The sequence below is a fragment of the Microbacterium natoriense genome (assembly GCF_030816295.1).
Lineage (GTDB): Bacteria > Actinomycetota > Actinomycetes > Actinomycetales > Microbacteriaceae > Microbacterium > Microbacterium natoriense_A.
This window is the reverse complement of sequence record NZ_JAUSXV010000001.1, coordinates 354,937-376,611: the sequence shown is the minus strand read 5'-3', so window position 1 is coordinate 376,611 and position 21,675 is coordinate 354,937. Positions and strand designations below refer to the sequence as shown.

The window sequence follows — 21,675 nt, the reverse complement described above, 5'->3', positions numbered from 1 at the left end:
GCACGTTCGGAAGGACCGATTCGGCTGAGGGCTCCTTCTGAACGCGTGATCTCCTTCGGAGCGTGCGCGAGGTTCTGCGCACGCGCCGGTGGATCAGGCCTCGGCGAGGAACGCGAGCGCGGCCTCCTTGAAGGCCCGCGATCCCGGGGCGTTGAAGTGGTTGCGATCCGGGATCTCGAAGAACGTGCCGTTCGGTGCGGCGGATGCCAGCGCCTTCGAGCCTTCGATGATCGCGTCCTTGGAGCCCGTCGCGAACAGGATGGGGCGGGCCGGGGCGTCCGCCGGGTCAGGATCGATCGTTCCCGAGGCCCGCATGCCCTCGGCCAGCGCGACGAGCGCCTGCAGGTCGTTGCCGGGGACGCGCTCGGTGAGGGCGATGTAGTTCTGCGTGGTCTGGTCGCTGACCGGCGTGCCGTCGGCGATGTACGCGCGCACCTGGTCGAGGTTCAGCCGGGCCAGGGGGATGCCGTCGGGCACGCCGCCGAGCACTGCACGGCCGATGCGGTGCGGCAGATCGCGCACGACCTCCCAGCCGACGCGTGCGCCGAGGGAGTACCCCACGTAGAGGGCATCGTCGACGAGGTAGGTGTCGAGCACGGACTCGACGTCGGTCACGAGGGTGCGGATGCCGTACGCGCCCGGTTCGTGCGGCTTCTCACTGAGGCCGTGGCCGCGCTGGTCGAGCGCGAGGACGCGATAGCCCGCGCGGGTGAGCTCACGGACCCACCCCGTGAGGACCCAGTTGTCGCGCGCGTTCGAAGCGAAGCCGTGCACGGCGACCACGACCGGAGCGTCGAGATCGCCCCACGTGTACGTCGCGAGGCTCGTGCCATCGGCGGCGTACACCTGCTGGGGTGCGGGCATGGAGGTGAGGTCTGCGAGAGGAACGGCCACGGATCCATCATGCCCCTGCATCCGGTCTCCGGTTCTGCGCCGGGCCTCCTGCCGCAGATCCGCCGCGCTGCGTCGAGTTCGACTCAGAGCACGACGATGAAACCGAGCACGGCGCTCGCGATGGCCAGCACGGCCAGCACGAGGGCGGGAGCGAAGGGCTCCTTGCGGCGCAGGTGCACGACGGTCGCGCCGACCATGATGATGGCGAGGCCGGTGCCCGCGAGCGGCGTGAGGATCGGAGCGATGCCGGTGAGCAGGGGGAGGACAAGGCCGAGTGCGCCGACGACCTCGAGGGTCGCGATGGCCTTGATGCTGCCGGCCGAGAAGTCCTCGGTCCAGGCCATGCCCTTCTCGGCGAGGGCGGCCTTCGGGGTGAGGACCTTCATGACGCCGCCGCCGAGCATGGCGAGGGCGAGCAGTCCGTTGACGATCCAGTGTGCGATCAGCATCCGAGGTTCCGTTCTGTTTCTTTGTTACGATCAGTAACCAAGAATGGAGCAATCGGATGACGCGTGCAAAAGGCACATCGATGTCACTGACGCACAGCGATGGGTGCGACACTGCGGGGTTCCCCGCCTACGAGAACTCGTGCTCGGTCGATGACGGCGCCGGCCGTGCCATTCGCGACGTGCTCGACCGGGTGGGCGACAAGTGGTCGCTGCTGCTCATCGCGACGCTGCGCGGCGATCGCCTGCGGTTCAGCGAGCTGCTCAAGCACATTCCCGGGATCTCTCAGCGGATGCTGACGCTCACGCTCCGCCAGCTCGAGCGCGACGGTCTCATCAGCCGCACGGTGTACGCCGAGGTTCCGCCGCGCGTGGAGTACGAGCTGACCGAACTCGGCGGAACGCTCATCCCGATGGCTCGTACGATCGGGGATTGGGCGCTCGCCAATCACCCGGCGATCGAAGAGGCCCGGGCCGAGTACGACGCGCGGCCGTAGGGCGTGGATCCGGGTCCTCCCCGGCCGCCACGTGTTCGCACCCAAGGGGCCGGCACGCCGCATCGGGGGACGAATCCGTAGAAACATCCCCCGATGTGGCGTGCCGTCCCCCGATGTGGTTGCGGCAGGAACGGCCGGGGCTCAGACCCCGGCGAGCTCGGGATCGAGGTCGTCGGCGGGAACCGTCTGACGCAGCGACTCGCCGAGCGCCGGATCCACGTTCGTCCAGTACTCGAAGAAACGCTCGCGGATCGCATCGATCGTGATGCTGCGGCCCTGACCGGTGAGCGTCTCCAGGAAGCGGGCGCGCTGCTCGTCGTCGAAGACGGTGCGGTACAGCGTGCCGGCCTGGCCGAAGTCGTCGTCATCGAGTCGCAGCGTCGCGGCGGCGCGCATCAGCTCGCCGTCGGACTCCCAGCTCGCCTCTGCACCGGCGACCGGATCCGCAACGGGGCCGCCGGCCGAGCCGAAGGAGTTCGGCGTGTACACGCGGTGCTCGGCCGGGTTGAACCGGTACTGCATCTGGCCCTCGTGCATGTAGTTGCGCACCTCGGCTGCGTGCGGCTGGTTGACCGGCAGCTGGTTGTAGTTCGCGCCGATGCGGTACCGCTGTGCGTCGGAGTACGCGAAGACGCGTGCCATCAGCATCTTGTCGGGCGAGATGCCCGTGCCGGGAACCTGGTTGCCCGGTGAGAACGCCGCCTGCTCGATCTCGGCGAAGAAGTTCTCCGGATTGCGGTCGAGCGTGAACGTGCCGACCTTGATTCGCGGGTAGTCCTTCTTCGACCACGTCTTGGTGAGGTCGAACGGGTTGAACCGGTAGGTCTTGCCCTCCTCGTACGGCATGACCTGCACGAAGACGTCCCACGACGGGTTGTCGCCCCGCGCGATCGCGTCGAAGAGGTCGCGGCGGTAGTAGTCGGCATCGGAGCCCGCGAGCTTCTCGGCCTCGGCGGCATCCATCCGCTCCACGCCCTGCTTCGACAGGAAGTGGTACTGCACCCAGAAGCGCTCGCCCGCCGCGTTGACCCACTGATAGGTGTGCGAGCCGTAGCCGTTCATGTGACGCCAGGATGCCGGCAGACCACGGTCGCCCATGAGGTAGGTGACCTGGTGGGCGGTCTCGGGGGAGAGCGTCCAGAAGTCCCACTGCATGTCGGCGTTGCGCAGACCCGAGTCGCCGAGTCGCTTCTGCGAGTGGATGAAGTCGGGGAACTTCATCGCGTCGCGGAGGAAGAAGGTCGGAGTGTTGTTGCCGACGATGTCGAGGTTGCCCTCGCTCGTGTAGAAGCGCAGCGCGAAGCCGCGCACATCGCGCCAGGTGTCGGGGGAACCCTGCTCGCCGGCGACCGACGAGAAGCGCAGCAGCGTCTCGCTCACGGCACCCGGCTGGAACGCCGCGGCGCGGGTGTAGGCCGACACGTCTTCGGTCACGGTGAACGTGCCGAACGCGCCGCCGCCCTTGGCGTGCGGGTTGCGCTCCGGCACGCGCTCGCGGTTGAACGAGGCGAGCTTCTCGACGAGGTATCGGTCATGCAGAACGGTGGGGCCGTCTGCGCCGACCGTGAGCGAGTGCGCGTCGCTCGCGACCGGTGTTCCGGTCTGGGTGGTGGTGGGCTCGGTCATGATTCTCCTTCTGCGCACGGGCGCGACGAACACCCCTGCCCTTCTGGGGAGGGCGGGTGGCGGGCGTCACGCTACCGTGCGGCGTTCTGGCAACTGGGGCACAGGCCCCAGAAGGTGACTTCTGCTGTCTGGACGGTGAATCCCCCCCGTGTCCGAGGGGGTGAGGCACGGCGCGACGCCGGTGACGCAGTCCACATCGCCGATCGCCCCGCAGGAGGTGCAGACGACGTGGTGGTGATTGTCTCCGATGCGTCGCTCGTAGAGCGCCGCGGAACCTGCCGGTTCGATCCGGCGGATGAGACCCGCCGTCGTCAGGTCCGCGAGGATGTTGTGCACCGACTGGATCGACGTGGTCGGCAGCACGTCCGACACCGCGCGGTAGACCCGCTCGGCATCCGTGTGGGCCATGGAATCGAGGACCTCGAGAACGGCGACCCGGCCTGCGGTCGCCCTCAGTCCCGCGTCGCGAAGCGCGGAGTCGAGGTCGGTGTCCATGTCTCGACTGTACACGTTATTTTTAGCCGTTCAAAAGAAGTATCGGCATGTCGGTTGGGGGCGATGGATCCGAGAGTCGACGAATCACGGACGGGGTGACGAAAAGCGGATGCTCTCGCCGAATCAATCCGTGGATCGTCACCGGGACCGTGATTCGTCCCACCAGGCGAGCACGCGCGTGCCGATCAGCGTGAGCCAGCGGGACGGCTCGCCCTCCGGGGCATCCACGTCGAACCACGTGCGCCCTGGAAGCGGAGCGCCCTGCAGCCAGGTGCCGTCGGGCTGCCGGGCCGCGCGCACCGCCTCGACGGCCTCCGCCAGCCGAGCATCCGGGGCGCTGCCCTCGAACAGCGCCGCTTCACGGAAGTGGTCGAGCGCGGTGAGGGCGCTGTACCGGTGCCGGTACGGATACACGAACTCGGTGACGAAACCGTCGACGAGAGACCCGGTCGACTCGCGGAACATGAGCCGCCGACGCAGCAGATACTCCTCGCCGCCGCGCCGGGCGTCGCGCACCGAGGCGTCGCCGGTGCGGCGTTCGTAGTCGAGCAGGCCTCGCACCGCGTTGAGCGTGGAATGGAACGACGAGCGTACGGAGTGGCCCTCCTCGGCCTCGCAGTTCCAGCCGCCGTCATCGAGACGATGCTCGACGAACCAACGGGCGAGGGCCGACACATCCGCCCCGAGCCAGGCACCAGCCGCGAGCGTGTAGGAGTTGATGCACACGTCGACCTCTCCGCCCCAGAACGGCAGGTCGTCGTACTCCCATCGACAGCTGGCGTCGAGACGTGCCGCCGTGTCGCCGAGGGCGGCGGCATCCGCTCCCCACTCCCTGAGGTCCTTCAGGGACCAGCTCGTGGCGACCCACGGCTGGCCCGGCTCGCGGTCGACGTCGTCGAAGAATCCCGCCGGGAAATGAGCGCCGCCGGCCCACTGCCCGTCCGGATCCTGATGCGAGAGCAGCGTCGCTCCGAACCCCTCTCGAGCGACACGGGACCTCGTCAGCACCCAGGCCTCGGCAGGCAGGCCGAGCAGATCGCGCTCGACCTGCCAGCGCAGTGCGGGGTCGGAGTCGAGCAGCCACTCGCGAAGACGCGGTTCGATCGTCATGCGAGGACGGTACCCCAGTGCTCCGAGGAGCGGAAGGATCAGCCGATCGGATAGTCCACGAAGGCGAATGCCGAACCATCGGGCGCCCAGCTCGGCACGTTGATCGTTCCCTGTCCGCCCTCGAGCGCGGCGAGGATCCTCGGCGTGCCCCAGTCGTCGGTCGACACCAGCCGCAGCTCGACGAGCAGGTCGGCGGGGTGCCCAGTCGTGCCCGGCGGATAGCTCAGGTAAACCGCCACCTCGCCGTCGGGGGAGGTGTGCGGGAACCAGTTCACCCGTTCGTCGAAGGTGAGCTGCGTCAATTCGGACCCGTCGGGTCGTACCCGTGCGATCTGGGCGTGGCCGGGCGAGAACTGCTCGGTGTTGAACAGCATCCACTCGCCATCGGGCGTCCACTCGCATCCGTCCGCCGGACCCGGATGAGTCGTGACCGCCCTGTCATCCCGCCCGTCGACGCCGATCGTGTGGATCGTCGCCGACGCCCACCAGTTCTCGCCCTCCGGCTGCAGCCGCACGTACGCCAGCCGGCGACCGTCGGGACTCACCCCGTGCAGGAAGTGCATCGCCCCGTCGTCGGCGGTCACGCGCTGCGCCGCGCCTCCGGCCACCGGAACCCGCCAGACATGCCAGTCGTTCGCCGAGGCGAACACCGTCTCGCCGCCGGGCGCGAGCACGTGGTCGTTGTTCGCGTCGGGCAGTCCTTCGGCCCGGAGCTCCTTGGGCTCCGCCGAACCGTCGACGGGCAGCAGCCACAGCCTGCCGTCGCCGTTGACGAGCAGCCGGTCGTCGTCGGTCCAGTTCGGCGCCTCGTAGAGCAGATCGTGCGACTCGAAGACGGTGCGGATGCCGCCGGTCTCCCGCTCCCACACGCGGATGCGGCACGTCTGGCCCGGTCGGAGCTCGCGCCCGCGGTTCATGCCCGCTCCGCGAGGTGGGAGCGGATGCCTTCGACGATGAGGTCGTGGTCGTCCTGCGAGGACAGGCCCGACGCGGTCGCCGCCGCGACGACTCCCACGCCGCGCACGCGGATCGGGAACGAACCGCCCGTGATGGCGTAGTCGTCTCCCAGCCAGCCGGATCCGGCCGCGTCGATGCCGGCCGCGGTGAGTCGGGCGTCCACGAGAGCGCTGCTCGTCTCCATCCGCAGAACGAGCGCCGCTTTGCGAGCGATCCAGACCTCCTGGTCGGGCGTTATCCCGGGCAGCGCCGCGCGGAACAGGATGAGCCCGGGGCGGCGGATGTCGATGCCGACGCCGTGACCTGCCGCCTGAGCGATCTCGGTGATGCGCGTGCCCAGCCGCCAGGCGTCGGCGTGGTCGAAGCCGTCGAAGACGAGCTCCCGCTCCTGCTGCTCGAACACGCTGATCAGATCGGTCATCGATGCCTCCTCGGCGAACGTCGTCAGCGCACGCTATCGCGTCGGGTGCGCCAGGCGGAAGAGCGGGGAGAAGGCGGATGCCGGGCCGTGCTCAGACGAAGCGCACGGTCTGCTGCAGGCGTGTTCGCACGTCGAACAGCTCGTTGCCGCCGATCGCCCGCACTCCGGGGACGCCCTGGCGGAGCACCATGCCGAGTGCACTGCGGCGCACGACCACGACCGGGACGCCGCGCACCGTGCCCATCGGCGTGACGGCCTGCACGAGGTCGTCATCGGGGAGCACGACGATCGCGCCGCCGAACCGCACGCGTGCGGCACGTGCGGTGACGCGCATGCGCGCGAGCAGGGCGGTGATCGGCGCGCGGACTCCCAGACTCGGACCCGTGATCTCGCCGCGGCGGAAGCCGACGACTCCGCCGAAGTCCTCGGACATCACGCCGTACAGACCCGAGGGGCTGAGCACGACATGGTCGAGCTTCTCCTCGGGGTCGGATCCGGCGGCGACGTCGTGCCAGACCGTGAAGCCCATGCCGAGGTCGGCGACGGTGCGGGCCGTGGCCTCCTCGGCCAGTGCGTCGGCGAGCAGTCGCCGCAGCTCCCGTGGCGCCTGGCGCACGAGCGCCGGGTCGTAAGGATCCGGCACTTCGGCGCCGATCCCGGCCCACTCGCGGATGAGGGTGAGATAGCGCTCCCTGCGCCATCCGCCGGGCTGCCCATACGAGCGTGCGCGGGGGCGGGTGTCGGCGCGCACGGTCTGCACGCGCCATCCGCTCCACTCGTTCTCTTCCGCGAAGCCGTGCCCGCGATCGTACGCCGCGCGACTCTCGGGCGTGCCGACGAGTTCCCACGCGTGCTGCACCTGGATGAACACGGCCGCGTCGCCGCCCGTGTCGGGGTGCGTCTGCCGCAGGCGCAGCCGGTACGCGCGTCGCAACTCGTCGTGGTCGACCGCGGGGTCGACGCCGAGCACCTCGTACGCCGAGGCCGAGAGCGGGCTGTCGAACATCTCGCTCCTTCCGACCGCGGAATCCAGCGTATCCGGCGATCTTCGGTGCCGAGTGCACGGGATGCTGTCGAGCGCACCCCCTGGTGACGTCAGGAACCCGTGCACTCGGCGCGCGGCCGTGCACTCGGCACGTCGAGCACTCTCACACCGCGACGTCGACGATGCGCTCGACTCCGACCACGGGTGCGACCGCACCGGCGGATGCTGCCGCGAGTTCGTCTGCGAGGGCCGAGAGTTCCGCCGCGGGAACCCACAGCTCCAGAGTGGCAGCCGCCGCGTATCGCGGCTCGCCCAGCGTGGCGCCGTGGTGGCCCGCCCAGTCGCGCAGCAGATTGTCGTAGCGCCCCGCATCCCCGTGCGGAACGTCGATGCTCACCTGCGTGAGCGATTCGCGGCGCATGAGCGTCGCGAGATCCAGGGCCTCCGAGACCGCCGTGGAGTAGGCGCGCACCAGGCCTCCTGCGCCGAGCTTCACTCCGCCGAAGTACCGGGTGACCACCGCCACGACGTCGGTGAGCTCGCGCCGCCGCAGCACCTCGAGCATCGGCATGCCGGCCGTGCCCGAGGGCTCGCCGTCATCCGAGGAACGCGCCTGGTCGCCGAGCAGACCCGTGATCATCGCGCTGCAGTTGTGCCTGGCATCCCAGAACCTCTTGCGGATGCCGGCGATGACGGCATCCGCGTCCGCCGCATCCGAGACCGGCTCGATGCGGGCGATGAAGCGGGACTTCTTGACGGTCAGCTCGTTCTCGACGGCCGCGGCGATCGTGGCCGGATATCGGCGGTCTGTGCTCACCCGGCCACGCTACCGCCGCGGGATGCCGCGGGCCGCCGCGGTCCGCGCCGGTCCGCGCCGAGTGCACGCGACCTCGCCGAGCGCACGGTCTGTCGACGTCGAGATCTCGTGCGCTCGCCGAGTTCACGTGACGTCGACGCACCCGCCGACGCACCCGGGCGACGCACCCGCGCGACGCACCCGGGCGCAGGCGCGTCAGCGCTCGACGAACGACATCTGCTGCGGGTTGTAACGGTCGCCGTGCACGCCGATCGTGGCGGCCAGTCGGTCGAGGTCGGAGACCTCGTCGGCCGAGAGCGCGACGCCCGTCGACCCCGCATTCTCGGCGATGCGCGCCGTGCGTCGTGTGCCGGGGATCGGCACGATCCACGATTCGCGGGCGAGCAGCCAGGCGAGTGCGATCTGCCCCGGTGATGCCTCCTTGGCCGTCGCGAGCCCGGCGACGTGGTCGACGAGCGCCTGGTTGGCTGCGCGGTTCTCCTCGCTGAAGCGCGGAATAGTGCCGCGGATGTCGCCGTCCGCGAAGGATGTCTTCTGGTCGACGGTTCCGGTCAGGAACCCCTTGCCGAGCGGGCTGAACGGCACGAAGCCGATCCCGAGTTCGCCCAGCACGGGCAGCACGGATTCCTCGGGGTCGCGGGTCCACAGCGAGTACTCGCTCTGCAGCGCGGTCACCGGCTGCACGGCGTGCGCTCGCCTGATCGTCTCAGCCGAGGCCTCCGAGAGTCCGAAGTGCCGCACCTTGCCCTCGTCGATCAGCTCCGCCACGGTGCCGGCGACGTCTTCGATCGGCACCGCCGGGTCGACCCGGTGCTGGTAGAACAGGTCGATCACGTCGGTGCGCAGGCGCCGCAACGACTCCTCGGCGACGCGGCGGATCTGCTCAGGGCGGCTGTCGAGGCCCGTGCTCTTGCCGTCTTCGATGCGCCAGCCGAACTTCGTCGCGATCACCGCCTGATCGCGCACCGGTTCGAGGGCTTCGCCGACGAGCTCCTCGTTGACGTAGGGGCCGTAGACCTCTGCGGTGTCGAAGAACGTGACGCCGAGGTCCAGCGCCGAGCGCAGCACCGCGATCATCTCGCCGCGGTCGCCGGGGTTCGGTCCGTAGCTCTGCGACATCCCCATGCAGCCGAGCCCGACCGCCGAGACCTCGAGGCCCTGTCCGAGTGTGCGTGTGTGCATCAACTGTCCCTTTCGTCGTGTGAGTCGACGCTACGCCCGGTGCGCCGTCTCGTGGGAGGGGCTGATGGAACCCCTCAACCGATCGATGGAGGCGCGTCGACCCGCGCGGGGGAAGAATGTGAGGATGCCGTCTGACGATCGTTCCGCCGTCGAGCCCGTGCGCGCGCGCACCTGGGCCGGGCTGATCGGTTCGGTGCGGATCGGCCAGGCTGCGATCACGGTGGTGCTCGTCGCGATCGGGTCGTGGCGCGCGGCCCTCGACGGGGTGCCGCTGCCGTGGGTGCTCGCGATCAGCCTCGTCTTCCTCGGCTGGTACGGGGGCGGGCTGCTGCTCAGCGATCGCACCGACGACCGGCGCCTCGCCGCCGGCTGGCTGCTCGGACTCACGCTGATCTGGTTCGGCGCCGTGGCGCTGTCGCCGGAGTACGTCTGGCTCGCCTTCGCCCTGTGGCTGCTCGCCGGATTCGTGCTGCGGATGCGGTGGGCTGCGGCCCTGAGCATCCTGATCCTGGCGGTCGTCATCGCCGCCCCGGTGCTGCATCACGGCACGACCAGCTACGCGAACGTGATCGGGCCCCTCGTGGGCGGAGTCTTCGCGCTCGGCATCTCGCGCGGCTACCTCGAACTCGTGCGCGACGCGCGCGAACGACGCCGGCTCATCGCCTCGCTGGTCGCCACGCAGGACGAGATGGCCGCGCTGCAGGACGAGCTGGCACGCACGCAGCGCGAATCAGGGGCGAGCGCCGAGCGAACCAGAGTGTCGCGCGACATCCACGACACGGTCGCTCAGAGCATGGCGTCGATCGGCATGCTGGCGCGGATGGCGAGGGAGGCGGATGCGGACACCGCCCGCGCGCTCGAGCAGATCGCGTCGCTCGCCGCGGAAGGGCTGGCCGACGCCCGCCGCATCGTGAACGATCTCATGCCGGCGGAGCTCGAGCAGACCGCGCTTGGAGACGCGCTCGAGAGGATGCTGGTGCGGCTGTCGGAGGAAGCAGGGATCACGGCGACCCTGCAGGCGGACGATCTGCCGGCTCTCGGCCTCGACGCCGAGGTCGCGCTGCTGCGCACCGCGCAGTCGGCCCTCGCGAACGTGCGCTCGCATTCGGGCGCCTCCCGGGTGGTGGTGACGCTGGCGGACGCCGGTGACGCCGTTCGTCTGGACGTCGTCGACGACGGAGGCGGCTTTGAGCCCGCGGGACTCGAAGCCGGAGGGCTCGGCGGCGGCTACGGTCTGCGAGCCATGCGCGCCCGGCTGCGCGAACTCGGCGGCGGACTCGACGTCGAGAGCGCGCCGGGTGACGGCACCGCGCTCTCGGCGTACGTGCCGCTCGGACCCAGGAGCGCGGCGCCCGAGCGACCGGATCGCCCGGATGACGGGGACGCATCATGACCGCCGTGCGCGTGCTGCTCGTCGACGATCATCCGATCGTCCGCGCAGGAGTGCGCTCGCTGTTCGACCGGCGCGACGACGTCGAGGTCGTGGGGGAGGCGGCGTCGGGCGAGGAGGCGCTCGCGCTCGCCCGGCATCTCCATCCCGACGTCGTGCTGTGCGATCTGCGCCTCGGTGACGGTATGAACGGTGTGCAGACGACGGCGGCGCTGCGGGCGCAGCATCCGCCTCCCGCCGTCATCATCCTCACGACCTTCGATCGTGATGCCGAGATCCTCGGAGCGATCGAGGCGGGCGCTGCCGGATACCTGTTGAAGGACGTCGCACCGGAGGCGATCGTGCAGGCGATCCGTCAGGCGGCGGCGGGCGGGCTCGTACTCACTCCCGAGCTCAGCGAGCGCGTCGTCGAGGTCATGCGGGCGCCTAGGGTGCGGCTCACCGATCGAGAGCTCGACGTGCTGCGGCTGCTCGACACCGGATCGTCGAACCGCGAGATCGCGAAGAACCTCTTCGTCACCGAGGCCACCGTGAAGACGCACCTCGTGCACATCTTCGAGAAGCTGGGCGCCGACAGCCGCGCCCGTGCGATCGCGATCGCGCGGGACACCGGCATCCTCTGATCGGGTCAACCGTTCGATGGATCCGGGCGCGGGCGAGTCCGGCGAGTCTGGAATCAGCCTCGAAAGGACACCCCTCATGCGCAAGCTCTTCTACGCCGCGTTCGCCTACATGCTCGTCGGCGTGCTCTCCGGACTCTTCTATCGCGAGTTCACCAAGGCCAACGGCTTCCCGGAGGGGCAGGCGACACAGCTCGGACTCGTGCACACGCACCTGCTGGTGCTCGGCTTCGTCGTGCTGCTGATCGTGCTGCTGCTCGAGAAGGCGTTCGCGCTGAGCGAGAGCCGCCTGTTCGGCTGGTTCTTCTGGATCTACAACGCCGGACTCGTGCTCACGTCGGCCATGCTCGTGTGGCACGGGTGCCTGACCGTGCTGGGTCAGGACTCGTCCGCCATGATCTCCGGGATCGCCGGCACCGGGCACATCCTCCTCTCAGCGGGCATGGTGCTGCTGTTCCTCGCCCTGCGCACACGCCTGTTCGCCGCGAAGCCTGCGGTCGCGGCATCCGCCTGATCCCGCGCCGCTACTCCGTCGAGTCGTCGCGCAGGTGCGCGATATGCGCCTCGTGGCGGGAGATGTGGTGCGGAGACCTGCGCACGAACAGCCAGGCGACCACGAGCAGCGCGAACCAGATCGGCGTCACGAGCAGTGCGGTCAGCGTGTCGGGGGCTGCGTCGTCAGCGCCCAGAGGATGAACACGAAGAACGTGAGCACCACGTAGGGCATGAACAGTCCGCCCGGCATCCGGAACAGCGAGGATGCCGCCTTCTCCGGCCGAGTGCGGCGGTACACGATGTAGCTGATCAGGAAGATCGTCCAGACGAACATGAAGCACACGGCAGAGACCGTGGTCACCATGTCGAAGGCCGTGCCGATGTCTTTGCCCGCGTACAGCAGGACGACGCCCGACAGCAGCAGGATGCAAGAGAGGAACAGCGCGTTCTGCGGCACCTTGCGCCGCGACAGCCGGCCGAACATGCGCGGGGCGTCGCCATCCTGCGCGAGGCCGAACACCATGCGCGAGGTCGAGTAGATGCCGGAGTTCGCGCTCGACATCGCCGAGGTCAGCACCACGAGGTTGACGACGGTGGCGGCGATCCCGAGCCCGGCGAGGGCGAACATCGCGATGAAAGGGCTCTCCCCGGCGACGTACTCGGTCCACGGGGTGACCGCCATCAGCACGATCAGCGCGCCGACGTAGAACAGCAGCACGCGGATCGGGATCGCGTTGATCGCCTTGGGCAGATTGCGCTCCGGATCCTTGGTCTCGGCCGCGGCCGTGCCGACGAGCTCGATGCCCACGAACGCGAACACCGCGATCTGGAAGCCGGCGACGAAGCCCATGAAGCCGTGCGGGAACATGCCGCCGTGATCCCACAGGTTGGCGAAGGATGCCGTGCCCGCGTCGTGCTGGAAGCCCGTGAAGATCATCACGAGGCCGGTGATGATCAGCGCGACGATCGCCACGATCTTGATCAGCGCGAACCAGAACTCCATCTCGCCGAACGCGGCGACCGTTGGCAGGTTCAGCGCGAGCAGGATGACGATGACGAGCAGTCCGGGTATCCACAGCGGGATGCCGGGGATCAGGGCATCCGTGTATCCGGCGATCGCGATCACGTCGGCGACGCCGGTGACGACCCAGCAGAACCAGTAGGTCCAGCCGGTGAAGAACCCGGCCCACGGACCGAGCAGATCGCTCGCGAAGTCGCTGAAGGACTTGTACTTGAGGTTGGACAGCAGCAGCTCGCCCATCGCCCTCATCACGAAGAAGAGCATGAACCCGATGATCATGTAGACGAAGATCACCGAGGGCCCGGCGACCGAGATGGTCTTTCCGCTGCCCATGAACAAGCCGGTGCCGATCGCTCCGCCGATCGCGAGCAGCTGGATGTGACGGTTGCTCAGCGCTCGCCGCAGGTGCTCCTCCTCGCCCGCTCCCGTCGCCGTTCCCCCTGCGTGCTGATTCGTCACTGTCGTCCTCCGGTCGTCGGCTGCAGCCCGCGAGCGGGCACGGTGTGCAGGCTAGTGCACGCGGATGCCGTCACCGGGGTGATCCGCCGAAGGTCAGCCGGATCGGCTACTTCGCGACGAGGGTGGTCTCGAAGCTGTACATGTCGGGGCGGTAGCAGTGGTGGCCGTACTCGATGGCTCTGCCAGAGTCGTCGAAGGCGATGCGCTCCATCGTGAGGACGGGGCCGCCGTCGTCGATGTCGAGCAGCTCGCTCTCGTCGCCCTCGGCACGACGGGCGCCGATCTTCTGCTTCGCGATCCTGATCGTCACTCCGCGCGCGCGGAGGATCTGGTACAGCCCGCGGGTGCCGAGGTCGTCGGTGGTGATGTCGCGGAACTCCGGGGGGAGGTAGTTCTCCAGCACAGCGACAGGCAGCCCGTCGGTGCTGCGCTGACGGCGGATGTAGACGACGTCCGCGCCGACGGCGACTCCGAGGCCGATCGCGACCGCGTCCGTCGCGGGGACGACCTCGTGGGCGAGCACGCGTGTCCCCGGTTCGTGATGCGAGCCCTGCAGATCCTCGTAGAGGCTCGTGAGCTCGACCTGACGCGTGACCTGGCCCTGGACCACCTGCGTGCCGATGCCGCGCCGTCGCACGAGCAGGCCCTTGTCGACGACCTCTTGGATCGCGCGGCGGACGGTCGGCCGGGACAGGCCGAGGCGCTGGGCGATCGCGATCTCGTTCTCGAGGCGCGCGCCGGCGGGGATCGCCCCGGAGTGGATGGCGGCTTCGAGGCGGCTGGACACCTGGTAGTACAGCGGCACGGGGCCGGTGCGATCGAGGTCGGCGAACAGCTCGTCCGGCCAATGGGGCTCTTCGCCGGCCATCGTTCCCTCCCCGCCCCGCGCGTTCACGGGTTCATGTTCCGACAATCTTACGTCCGCATGTGCCATCGCCGAATCCCTTGCATCGAAGGGCCCATGTGCTATTGTTAGGACATTCGAGCATCGAAGCGGATGCCGTCGTACAGAGAGGTGTTCGGGCTCATGACCGAGACGCAGGATGCACCCGAGATCATCGCCTTGGGACGCCTCGGAGTCGACCTCTATCCGCTCCAGAGCGGGGTCGGCCTCGAAGACGTGGCGAGCTTCGGCAAGTATCTCGGCGGCAGCGCGGCGAACGTGACCGTCGCAGCCGCTCGGCACGGTCGCCGGCCGGCCCTCGTCTCCCGTGTGGGAGACGATCCTTTCGGCCGCTATCTGCACCGCGAGCTCGACCGTCTCGGTGTCGATCGCGCCGGCGTGGCCGTCGATCCACTGCTGAAGACGCCGCTGACGTTCTGCGAGATCTTCCCACCCGACGACTTCCCGCTCTACTTCTACCGGGATCCGAAAGCGCCCGACCTGAACATCGACGCAGACCAGCTCGACCTCGAGGCCGTGCGTGCGGCCGATCTGCTGTGGCTGACGGTCACTGGCCTCAGTCAGGAGCCGAGCCGTTCCGCACACCTCGCAGCGCTCGCGGCGCGAGGCCGCGCCAAGCACACGGTGCTCGATCTCGACTACCGGTCGATGTTCTGGAGCGATCCGGCATCGGCATCCGCTCAGGTCGACGCCGTGCTCGATCATGTCACGGTGGCCGTCGGAAATCGCGAGGAGTGCGAGATCGCGGTGGGCGAGACCGACCCGCATCGCGCCGCCGACGCGCTGCTGGATCGCGGGATCGAGCTCGCGATCGTGAAGCAGGGGCCCCGAGGCGTGCTCGCCAAAACCCGTGAGGAAGAGGTGGAAGTTCCTCCGGTGATCATCGACGTCGTCAACGGCCTCGGCGCGGGCGACGCCTTCGGCGGAGCGCTGTGCCACGGGCTGCTGAGCGGCTGGGAACTCGAGCGGATCATCCGGTTCGCGAACGCGGCCGGGGCGATCGTCGCCTCGCGCCTCGAATGCTCCACGGCCATGCCGACGACGGCAGAGGTCGACGCGGTGATGGCAGGGGAGAACTGACATGGGCGGCATGCTGACCGCATCCGACTTCGCCCGGCTGCGCGAGGTGCGCTCCCGACGCCCTCACGAGATCGTCGACGCGCTGCGTGCGCGCACGAGACGCGAGATCCTCGGCGATGACGACCGGATGTTCATCGTCGCCGCCGATCACCCGGCCAGGGGCGCGCTCGCGGTCGGACCCGACGCGACGGCGATGGCCGACCGGTACGACCTGCTCGACCGTCTCGCCACGGCACTCTCCCGCCCCGGGGTCGACGGCGTGCTCGGCACACCCGACATCATCGACGATCTCGCGGCCCTCGGTCTGCTCGACGGCAAGGTCGTGGTCGGTTCGATGAACCGGGGCGGCCTCCGTTCCGCATCTTTCGAGATGGACGACCGCTTCACCGGCTACGACGTGCAGAGCCTGATCGACTCCCGCCTCGACTTCGCGAAGACGCTCATGCGCATCAACTTCGACGACGAGGGGACCTCGGCGACGCTCGAGGCCACCGCGCGTGCCGTCACTCAGGCGGCCGCCGCTCGTCTGCCCATCATGCTGGAGCCCTTCGTGAGCGAGTGGAAGGACGGCCACGTCGTCAACGACCTCACCCCGGACGCTGTCATCCGCTCGATCGCGATCGCCGCCGGCCTCGGCGGCAGCAGCGCGTACACCTGGATGAAGCTGCCCGTCGTCGCAGACATGGAGCGTGTGATGGCGGCGACGACCATGCCGACCGTGCTGCTCGGCGGCGACTCGCCCGACGACCCCGACGAGACTTTCGCCGCATGGGAGGACGCGTTGTCCCTCCCCGGAGTGCGCGGGCTCACCGCCGGCCGCACCCTTCTCTACCCGCCCGACGGCGACGTCGCTGCGGCCGTCGACATCGCGGCCCGACTCGTCCACCCCGCACTGATCTGAGGAGCACGCCATGACCATCGAGACGACGAACGCCGACACGACCGCCGCCATCACGGATGCGCCGCAGATCGGCCACTGGATCGACGGGGCGCCGCGGCCTTCGAGGAGCGGCCGCACGGCCGACGTCTTCAACCCCGCGACCGGAGCCGTGATCGGCCGGGTGGCGCTGGCCGACGAGGAGGAGATCGCCGAGGCGATCGCCTCTGCCGAGCGTGCGCAGAAGGCCTGGGGCGCCACGTCGATCGCGAAGCGTCAGGCGGTGCTGTTCGCGTTCCGCGAGCTGCTGAACGCCCGCAAAGGCGAGCTCGCCGAGATCGTCACGCGCGAGCACGGCAAGGTGCTCTCCGACGCGATGGGGGAGATCCTCCGCGGGCAGGAGGTGGTGGAGCTCGCGACCGGGTTCCCGCACCTGATCAAGGGCGCCTACTCGGAGAACGTCTCGACCGGCATCGACGTGTACTCGATCAAGCAGCCGCTCGGCGTGATCGGCATCGTCAGCCCCTTCAACTTCCCGGTCATGGTGCCGATGTGGTTCTTCCCGATCGCGATCGCCGCCGGCAACGCCGTGGTGCTCAAGCCCAGCGAGAAGGACCCATCCGCCGCACTCTGGATGGCCGAGCTGTGGCGCGAGGCAGGGCTCCCCGATGGCGTCTTCACGGTGCTGCAGGGTGACAAGCTCGCGGTCGACGGTCTGCTCACGAGTCCCGTCGTGCAGTCGATCTCGTTCGTCGGCTCGACGCCGATCGCGCAGTACATCTACGAGACGGCATCCCGTCACGGCAAGCGTGTGCAGGCGCTCGGCGGCGCGAAGAACCACATGCTGGTGCTCCCCGACGCCGACCTCGACCTCGTCGCCGACCAGGCGATCAACGCGGGCTACGGCGCCGCAGGCGAGCGGTGCATGGCGATCTCGGTCCTGATTGCGGTGGAGCCGGTGGCCGACCGGCTCATCGAAAAGATCACCGAACGGATATCCCGTCTGCGGGTGGGCAACGGCGCGGGGGATGCCGACGGCGAGCCCGACCTCGGCCCGCTGATCAGCGGCGCGCACCGCGAGAAGGTGTCGGGCTACGTCGACATCGCGGTCGCCGACGGGGCGCGCATCGTGGTGGACGGCCGCGGCTTCGTGGTCGACGGGCACGAGGACGGCTTCTTCTTCGGACCGACGCTGATCGACGAGATCCCGCTCACGTCGCGGGCGTACCGCGAGGAGATCTTCGGCCCGGTGCTGTCGATCGTGCGCGTCGAGACGTTCCAGGAGGGACTCGACCTCATCAACTCCGGCGAGTTCGGCAACGGCACGGCGATCTTCACGAACGACGGCGGCGCCGCCCGGCGCTTCCAGACCGAGGTGCAGGTCGGCATGATCGGCATCAACGTCCCGATCCCCGTTCCGGTCGCGTACCACTCCTTCGGCGGCTGGAAGGCCTCGCTGTTCGGCGACGCCAAGGCGTACGGTGTGCACGGGTTCGAGTTCTTCACGCGGGAGAAGGCGGTCACCAGCCGCTGGCTCGATCCCGCGACGCACGAGGGCATCAACCTCGGCTTCCCGCAGAATCGCTGAGGGGCGCATGAACGACGAGACCGGATGGTTCCATCGCCGCGGCGCGCTCGCCGGCGAGGGGTGGGAGAGCGTCGTCGACGACGGCATCCCCGGCTGGCAGCACACGGGTCTGCGCATCGGCGTCTTGGAAGAGGGCACCGCACTCGCAGTGGACGAGGGCGGACAGGAGCGCATCGTCGTGCCGCTCGCCGGGAGCTTCACGGTCGAGGTGACCGAACAAGGGGTCGTGTCGACGATCGAGCTCGCGGGTAGGAGGTCGGTCTTCGACGGCCCGACCGATGTTCTCTACCTCTCAGCGGATGCCACGGCGACAGTGCGCGGGAGCGGAAGAGTCGCGGTGGCATCATCTCCGACGACCGAGATCCGGCCGACCCGTAGGATCGCGGCGAGCGAGACCCCGGTCGAGCTCCGAGGGGCGGGGCCGTCGAGCCGTCAGGTGCACAACTTCGGCACGCCGCAGGCCTTGGATGCCGCGCGACTGATCGTCTGCGAAGTCATCACGCCCGCGGGCAACTGGTCGTCGTATCCGCCGCACAAGCATGACGAGCATGTGCCGGGGCACGAGTCGAGGCTCGAGGAGATCTACTACTTCGAGGCGGCGCGTGCGGATCGGTCGGCGCAGGGCGCGGATGCCGCGTTCGGGCTGTTCAGCACATACTCCTCTCCCGCTGGCGACATCGAGATCGACGCGATGGTGCGCACGGGCGACATCGCCCTGGTGCCCTACGGGTATCACGGCCCTGCTGTCGCTGCGCCCGGCTACGACCTCTACTACCTGAACGTGATGGCGGGTCCCGATCCCGAACGTGAATGGCTGATCGCCGACGATCCGGCGCACGCCTGGGTGCGCGACGCCTGGGCGTCGCAGCCGATCGACCCACGGCTGCCGTTCGCGGCCGCCGGTCCGCACGGACACGACAACGATGACGAGCACGACGAAGGAGGGCCGCGATGACGGCGACCAGGAGGATGTCGGTCAGCCAGGCGCTGATCGAGTTCCTTGCGAACCAGTGGACGGTCGACGGCGACATCCGCGAGCGGACGATCCCCGGAGTGTTCGGCATCTTCGGGCACGGCAACGTCGCCGGAATCGGGCAGGCGCTGCGCCAGCTCGATGTCGAGCGCCCCGGCCTCATGCCGTACCACCAGGCCCGCAACGAGCAGGCGATGGTGCACCAGTCCGTCGGATTCGCGCGCATGCACCGGCGCAGGGCGACGTTCGCCTCCGCGGCATCCGTCGGCCCTGGTGCGACCAACATGCTCACGGGCGCCGCGCTCGCGACGACGAACAGGCTGCCCGCACTGCTGCTGCCGAGCGACACCTTCGCGACCCGCGTGGCCGACCCTGTGCTGCAGCAGCTCGAGCAGCCCTGGGACATCGGGCTCACCGTGAACGACGCCTTCCGTCCGCTCTCGCGCTTCTTCGATCGCGTGCAGCGGCCGGAGCAGCTGTTCTCCATCGCGCTGAATGCCCTCCGCGTGCTCGTCGACCCCGCCGAGACCGGCGCCGTCACGATCGCACTGCCGGAGGACGTGCAGGCCGAGGGCATCGACGTGCCGCTGTCGTTCCTCGCTGAGCGCGAGTGGCATGTGCGCCGTCCCGTCCCCGAGCGGGGAGCGCTGGAGCGGGCCGTGCGAGCGATCCGCGCCGCGAAGCGTCCGTTCATCGTCGCAGGCGGCGGCGTGATCTATTCGGGCGCCGAGGAGCAGCTGCGAGCCCTCGTCGAGGTCACCGGCATCCCCGTCGGCACGACGCAGGCCGGTGGCGGCAGCCTCGCCTGGGATCACGCGCAGTACCTCGGGGGCGTCGGAGCCACCGGCTCGACGGCGGCGAACCGGCTCGCCGCCGAGGCTGATCTCGTGATCGGCATCGGCACGCGCTACAGCGACTTCACCACCGGGTCCCGCACCGCGTTCCAGCACCCGGGCGTCGAGTTCGTCAACATCAACGTCGCCTCCTTCGACGCGTACAAGCACGGTACGCAGCTGCCCGTGATCGCCGACGCGCGCGAAACGCTGATGGCGCTCGCCGCGGCGCTTCCCGACGGCCTGGTGAGCGAGGAGTACGCGACGCGCATCGCGGGGGAGAAGCGGGAGTGGGATGCCGCGGTCGACGCCGCATTCGCCCCCTCGAGCCTCGCGCGACCAGGCCAGTCCGAGATCATCGGCGCGGTGCAGGCGGCCACCGACCCGGAGGACGTGATCGTCCAGGCCGCGGGGTCGCTGCCCGGGGATCTGCACAAGCTCTGGCGCGTGCGCGACCCGCTCGGCTATCACGTCGAGTACGCGTTCTCGTGCATGGGATACGAGATCGCGGGCGGCCTCGGTGCGAAGCGCGGCGCGCTCGCCGACGGCTCGGATCGCGACGTGGTCGTGATGGTCGGCGACGGCTCGTACCTGATGCTGAGCTCCGAGCTCGCGACGATCGTCGCAGAGGGCATCAAGCTGATCGTCGTGATCGTGCAGAACCACGGCTACGCCTCGATCGGCCACCTGTCGGAGACGGTCGGGTCGGAGCGGTTCGGCACGCGGTATCGGATGCAGGACGACCCCGCACAGGTCGAGCGGCTGCTGCCGGTCGACCTGGCGATGAACGCGCGCAGCTACGGACTGGACGTCGTGGAGATCCCCGCGACGGCATCCGCGATCGACGACCTGTCGGCCGCGCTCGCCGCGGCGAAGGCCTCGCCGCGATCGACCGTGATCCACATCGAGAGCGATCCGCTGCTCTACGCCCCCGACGGCGAGGGGTGGTGGGATGTGCCGGTGCCGGAGGAGGCATCGCTGCCGTCGACGCGACGAGCGCGTCGCGAATACGAACAGCGTCGCACGGCGCAGCGTCCGCTGCTGGGCGCAGAAGACGGAGGAGAGGCATGAAGGCGACGGTGGCCGGTGCCCCGGTGAGCTTCGGCGTGTTCGAGTTGACCCCCGAGGGTGCGGAGACGATCAGCCCCGACGACCTGCTGGCGACGCTCGCGGAGTCCGACTACCGCGGCGTCGACCTCGGCCCGTCCGGGTTCTTCGGTCAGGGCGTGAGGCTGCGAGAGCGGCTGCGGAGCCACGGGCTGGAACTCGCCGGCGGCTGGGTGCAACTGCCGTTCTCGGACGACGAGGCGTTCGAGGCCGCGCTGCCCGAGCTGCACGAGGCGCTGCGCGCCTTCTCCGACGCCGCGCAGGACGGACCGGACCGGCTGCCGCTGCCCACGCTCGCCGACGGCGGCTCAGCGCTCCGCCAGGGAGCGCCGGGACGCGGCGACGAGGTCGACCCGCTCGCCGAGGCCGCCTGGGGTCGGCTCCTCGCGAACACCGAACGCGCCGCGGCCATCGTGCGCGCCGCCGGCTTCGAGCCGACCTTCCACCACCACGCCGGCACGTTCGTGGAATCTCCCGACGAGATCGACCGTTTTCTCGCGAACGTCGACGTCGACCTGACCCTCGACACCGGTCACCTCTTCATCGCCGGCGGAGACCCGCTCAACGCCGTGCACCGGTGGGGGGACCGCATCAACCACCTGCACCTGAAGGACGTCGACCTCGGCGAACTGACCCGCGTGCTCTCCGCGGGCGGCGGCATGCGCGAGGTCTGGTCGTCGGGTTCCTTCGTCGCGTTCGGCGAGGGCGACATCGACCTCGCTGGGGTGATGGACGCCGTCGACGCCCGCGGCTTCGACGGCTGGATCGTCGTCGAGCAGGACGTACTGAACGGCCCCGACGTCTCCCTCTCCGAGTTCCGCGCCGCACGCGGGGCCGATCAGATCCGCAACCGCGAGGCGCTGCGCCCCTGGGCGTGACGTCCCATCCACCACGAAGG

General features: G+C 69.4%; 20 protein-coding genes and 2 pseudogenes. 10 read left to right on the top strand and 12 right to left on the bottom strand.

Annotated features, from left to right (window positions below; all coding sequences use genetic code 11):
* Positions 1-93 precede the first annotated feature (93 nt).
* Both QFZ53_RS01795 and QFZ53_RS01790 read right to left on the bottom strand, forming a co-directional pair.
* A complete protein-coding gene (locus QFZ53_RS01795; RefSeq protein ID WP_307292869.1) occupies positions 94-894 on the bottom strand; it encodes an alpha/beta fold hydrolase in 801 nt (266 codons plus the stop codon).
* 83 nt (positions 895-977) lie between these two features.
* Positions 978-1,343, bottom strand: coding sequence for a DoxX family protein (locus tag QFZ53_RS01790; protein ID WP_307292867.1), 366 nt, complete (start codon positions 1,341-1,343; stop codon positions 978-980).
* An 80-nt stretch (positions 1,344-1,423) separates the two neighbouring features.
* Between QFZ53_RS01790 and QFZ53_RS01785 the strand changes: the two genes are divergently transcribed.
* Positions 1,424-1,837: a winged helix-turn-helix transcriptional regulator gene (locus tag QFZ53_RS01785; protein WP_292904558.1), complete on the top strand. Its 414-nt coding sequence runs from the start codon at positions 1,424-1,426 to the stop codon at positions 1,835-1,837.
* A 141-nt stretch (positions 1,838-1,978) separates the two neighbouring features.
* On the opposite strand, the gene QFZ53_RS01780 is transcribed toward QFZ53_RS01785, so the two are convergent.
* The 8 genes and pseudogenes from QFZ53_RS01780 to QFZ53_RS01745 form a co-directional block, all read right to left on the bottom strand.
* Entirely contained in the window at positions 1,979-3,463 is a 1,485-nt protein-coding gene (locus tag QFZ53_RS01780) for a catalase (RefSeq protein ID WP_307292865.1), read from the bottom strand.
* Positions 3,464-3,534: 71 nt separating this feature from the next.
* Positions 3,535-3,958: pseudogene (locus tag QFZ53_RS01775) on the bottom strand (Fur family transcriptional regulator).
* A gap of 138 nt (positions 3,959-4,096) precedes the next feature.
* A complete protein-coding gene (locus QFZ53_RS01770; RefSeq protein WP_307292863.1) occupies positions 4,097-5,068 on the bottom strand; it encodes a squalene cyclase in 972 nt (323 codons plus the stop codon).
* 38 nt (positions 5,069-5,106) lie between these two features.
* Positions 5,107-5,985, bottom strand: coding sequence for a TolB family protein (locus QFZ53_RS01765; RefSeq protein ID WP_307292861.1), 879 nt, complete (start codon positions 5,983-5,985; stop codon positions 5,107-5,109).
* A complete protein-coding gene (locus tag QFZ53_RS01760; RefSeq protein ID WP_307292859.1) occupies positions 5,982-6,446 on the bottom strand; it encodes a heme-degrading domain-containing protein in 465 nt (154 codons plus the stop codon). The genes QFZ53_RS01765 and QFZ53_RS01760 overlap by 4 nt, the downstream gene beginning before the upstream one ends.
* 91 nt (positions 6,447-6,537) lie before the next feature.
* Positions 6,538-7,452: a J domain-containing protein gene (locus QFZ53_RS01755; RefSeq protein ID WP_292904568.1), complete on the bottom strand. Its 915-nt coding sequence runs from the start codon at positions 7,450-7,452 to the stop codon at positions 6,538-6,540.
* 142 nt (positions 7,453-7,594) lie between these two features.
* Complete coding sequence (locus QFZ53_RS01750) at positions 7,595-8,248, bottom strand: IMPACT family protein (protein ID WP_307292856.1); 654 nt, start codon at positions 8,246-8,248, stop codon at positions 7,595-7,597.
* A gap of 195 nt (positions 8,249-8,443) precedes the next feature.
* Positions 8,444-9,430: an aldo/keto reductase gene (locus tag QFZ53_RS01745; protein WP_307292854.1), complete on the bottom strand. Its 987-nt coding sequence runs from the start codon at positions 9,428-9,430 to the stop codon at positions 8,444-8,446.
* A 124-nt stretch (positions 9,431-9,554) separates the two neighbouring features.
* Between QFZ53_RS01745 and QFZ53_RS01740 the strand changes: the two genes are divergently transcribed.
* The 3 genes from QFZ53_RS01740 (at position 9,555) to QFZ53_RS01730 (ending at position 11,954) form a co-directional block, all read left to right on the top strand.
* The gene (locus QFZ53_RS01740; protein ID WP_307292853.1) at positions 9,555-10,823 is read left to right on the top strand and encodes a sensor histidine kinase; all 1,269 of its coding nucleotides are present in this window, start codon (positions 9,555-9,557) and stop codon (positions 10,821-10,823) included.
* Positions 10,820-11,443, top strand: coding sequence for a response regulator (locus QFZ53_RS01735; RefSeq protein ID WP_307292852.1), 624 nt, complete (start codon positions 10,820-10,822; stop codon positions 11,441-11,443). Before QFZ53_RS01740 ends, QFZ53_RS01735 begins: the two co-directional genes overlap by 4 nt.
* A gap of 76 nt (positions 11,444-11,519) precedes the next feature.
* Entirely contained in the window at positions 11,520-11,954 is a 435-nt protein-coding gene (locus tag QFZ53_RS01730; RefSeq protein WP_307292851.1) for a DUF2871 domain-containing protein, read from the top strand.
* A 10-nt stretch (positions 11,955-11,964) separates the two neighbouring features.
* Here QFZ53_RS01730 and cycA read toward each other — a convergent pair.
* Positions 11,965-13,415 (bottom strand): annotated as a pseudogene (gene cycA, locus QFZ53_RS01725) (D-serine/D-alanine/glycine transporter).
* A gap of 106 nt (positions 13,416-13,521) precedes the next feature.
* Entirely contained in the window at positions 13,522-14,283 is a 762-nt protein-coding gene (locus tag QFZ53_RS01720) for a GntR family transcriptional regulator (RefSeq protein ID WP_292904582.1), read from the bottom strand.
* A 159-nt stretch (positions 14,284-14,442) separates the two neighbouring features.
* Between QFZ53_RS01720 and iolC the strand changes: the two genes are divergently transcribed.
* From iolC to QFZ53_RS01690, 6 genes are read left to right on the top strand one after another with little or no spacing between them, the layout of a single operon-like run.
* Positions 14,443-15,399 carry a 5-dehydro-2-deoxygluconokinase gene (gene iolC / locus QFZ53_RS01715; RefSeq protein ID WP_307299335.1) on the top strand — a complete coding sequence of 319 codons (957 nt, stop codon included), beginning with the start codon at positions 14,443-14,445 and terminating at the stop codon, positions 15,397-15,399.
* Position 15,400: 1 nt separating this feature from the next.
* A complete protein-coding gene (locus tag QFZ53_RS01710) occupies positions 15,401-16,300 on the top strand; it encodes a Cgl0159 family (beta/alpha)8-fold protein (protein ID WP_292904586.1) in 900 nt (299 codons plus the stop codon).
* A 10-nt stretch (positions 16,301-16,310) separates the two neighbouring features.
* Positions 16,311-17,864, top strand: coding sequence for a CoA-acylating methylmalonate-semialdehyde dehydrogenase (locus QFZ53_RS01705; RefSeq protein WP_307292848.1), 1,554 nt, complete (start codon positions 16,311-16,313; stop codon positions 17,862-17,864).
* A gap of 7 nt (positions 17,865-17,871) precedes the next feature.
* Positions 17,872-18,819: a 5-deoxy-glucuronate isomerase gene (gene iolB, locus QFZ53_RS01700; RefSeq protein WP_292904588.1), complete on the top strand. Its 948-nt coding sequence runs from the start codon at positions 17,872-17,874 to the stop codon at positions 18,817-18,819.
* The gene (gene iolD / locus QFZ53_RS01695; RefSeq protein ID WP_292904590.1) at positions 18,816-20,741 is read left to right on the top strand and encodes a 3D-(3,5/4)-trihydroxycyclohexane-1,2-dione acylhydrolase (decyclizing); all 1,926 of its coding nucleotides are present in this window, start codon (positions 18,816-18,818) and stop codon (positions 20,739-20,741) included. The genes iolB and iolD overlap by 4 nt, the downstream gene beginning before the upstream one ends.
* Positions 20,738-21,655, top strand: coding sequence for a sugar phosphate isomerase/epimerase family protein (locus QFZ53_RS01690; protein ID WP_307292847.1), 918 nt, complete (start codon positions 20,738-20,740; stop codon positions 21,653-21,655). Before iolD ends, QFZ53_RS01690 begins: the two co-directional genes overlap by 4 nt.
* Positions 21,656-21,675 lie beyond the last annotated feature (20 nt).

Bases quoted from the DNA above. Each gene is read 5' to 3' on its own strand.
- QFZ53_RS01790 (WP_307292867.1), bottom strand. From the start codon at position 1,343: ATGCTGATCGCACACTGGATCGTCAACGGACTGCTCGCCCTCGCCATG.
- QFZ53_RS01785 (WP_292904558.1), top strand. From the start codon at position 1,424: ATGTCACTGACGCACAGCGATGGGTGCGACACTGCGGGGTTCCCCGCC.
- QFZ53_RS01780 (WP_307292865.1), bottom strand. From the start codon at position 3,463: ATGACCGAGCCCACCACCACCCAGACCGGAACACCGGTCGCGAGCGAC.
- QFZ53_RS01770 (WP_307292863.1), bottom strand. From the start codon at position 5,068: ATGACGATCGAACCGCGTCTTCGCGAGTGGCTGCTCGACTCCGACCCC.
- QFZ53_RS01765 (WP_307292861.1), bottom strand. From the start codon at position 5,985: ATGAACCGCGGGCGCGAGCTCCGACCGGGCCAGACGTGCCGCATCCGC.
- QFZ53_RS01760 (WP_307292859.1), bottom strand. From the start codon at position 6,446: ATGACCGATCTGATCAGCGTGTTCGAGCAGCAGGAGCGGGAGCTCGTC.
- QFZ53_RS01755 (WP_292904568.1), bottom strand. From the start codon at position 7,452: ATGTTCGACAGCCCGCTCTCGGCCTCGGCGTACGAGGTGCTCGGCGTC.
- QFZ53_RS01745 (WP_307292854.1), bottom strand. From the start codon at position 9,430: ATGCACACACGCACACTCGGACAGGGCCTCGAGGTCTCGGCGGTCGGG.
- QFZ53_RS01740 (WP_307292853.1), top strand. From the start codon at position 9,555: ATGCCGTCTGACGATCGTTCCGCCGTCGAGCCCGTGCGCGCGCGCACC.
- QFZ53_RS01735 (WP_307292852.1), top strand. From the start codon at position 10,820: ATGACCGCCGTGCGCGTGCTGCTCGTCGACGATCATCCGATCGTCCGC.
- QFZ53_RS01730 (WP_307292851.1), top strand. From the start codon at position 11,520: ATGCGCAAGCTCTTCTACGCCGCGTTCGCCTACATGCTCGTCGGCGTG.
- QFZ53_RS01720 (WP_292904582.1), bottom strand. From the start codon at position 14,283: ATGGCCGGCGAAGAGCCCCATTGGCCGGACGAGCTGTTCGCCGACCTC.
- iolC (WP_307299335.1), top strand. From the start codon at position 14,443: ATGACCGAGACGCAGGATGCACCCGAGATCATCGCCTTGGGACGCCTC.
- QFZ53_RS01710 (WP_292904586.1), top strand. From the start codon at position 15,401: ATGGGCGGCATGCTGACCGCATCCGACTTCGCCCGGCTGCGCGAGGTG.
- QFZ53_RS01705 (WP_307292848.1), top strand. From the start codon at position 16,311: ATGACCATCGAGACGACGAACGCCGACACGACCGCCGCCATCACGGAT.
- iolB (WP_292904588.1), top strand. From the start codon at position 17,872: ATGAACGACGAGACCGGATGGTTCCATCGCCGCGGCGCGCTCGCCGGC.
- iolD (WP_292904590.1), top strand. From the start codon at position 18,816: ATGACGGCGACCAGGAGGATGTCGGTCAGCCAGGCGCTGATCGAGTTC.
- QFZ53_RS01690 (WP_307292847.1), top strand. From the start codon at position 20,738: ATGAAGGCGACGGTGGCCGGTGCCCCGGTGAGCTTCGGCGTGTTCGAG.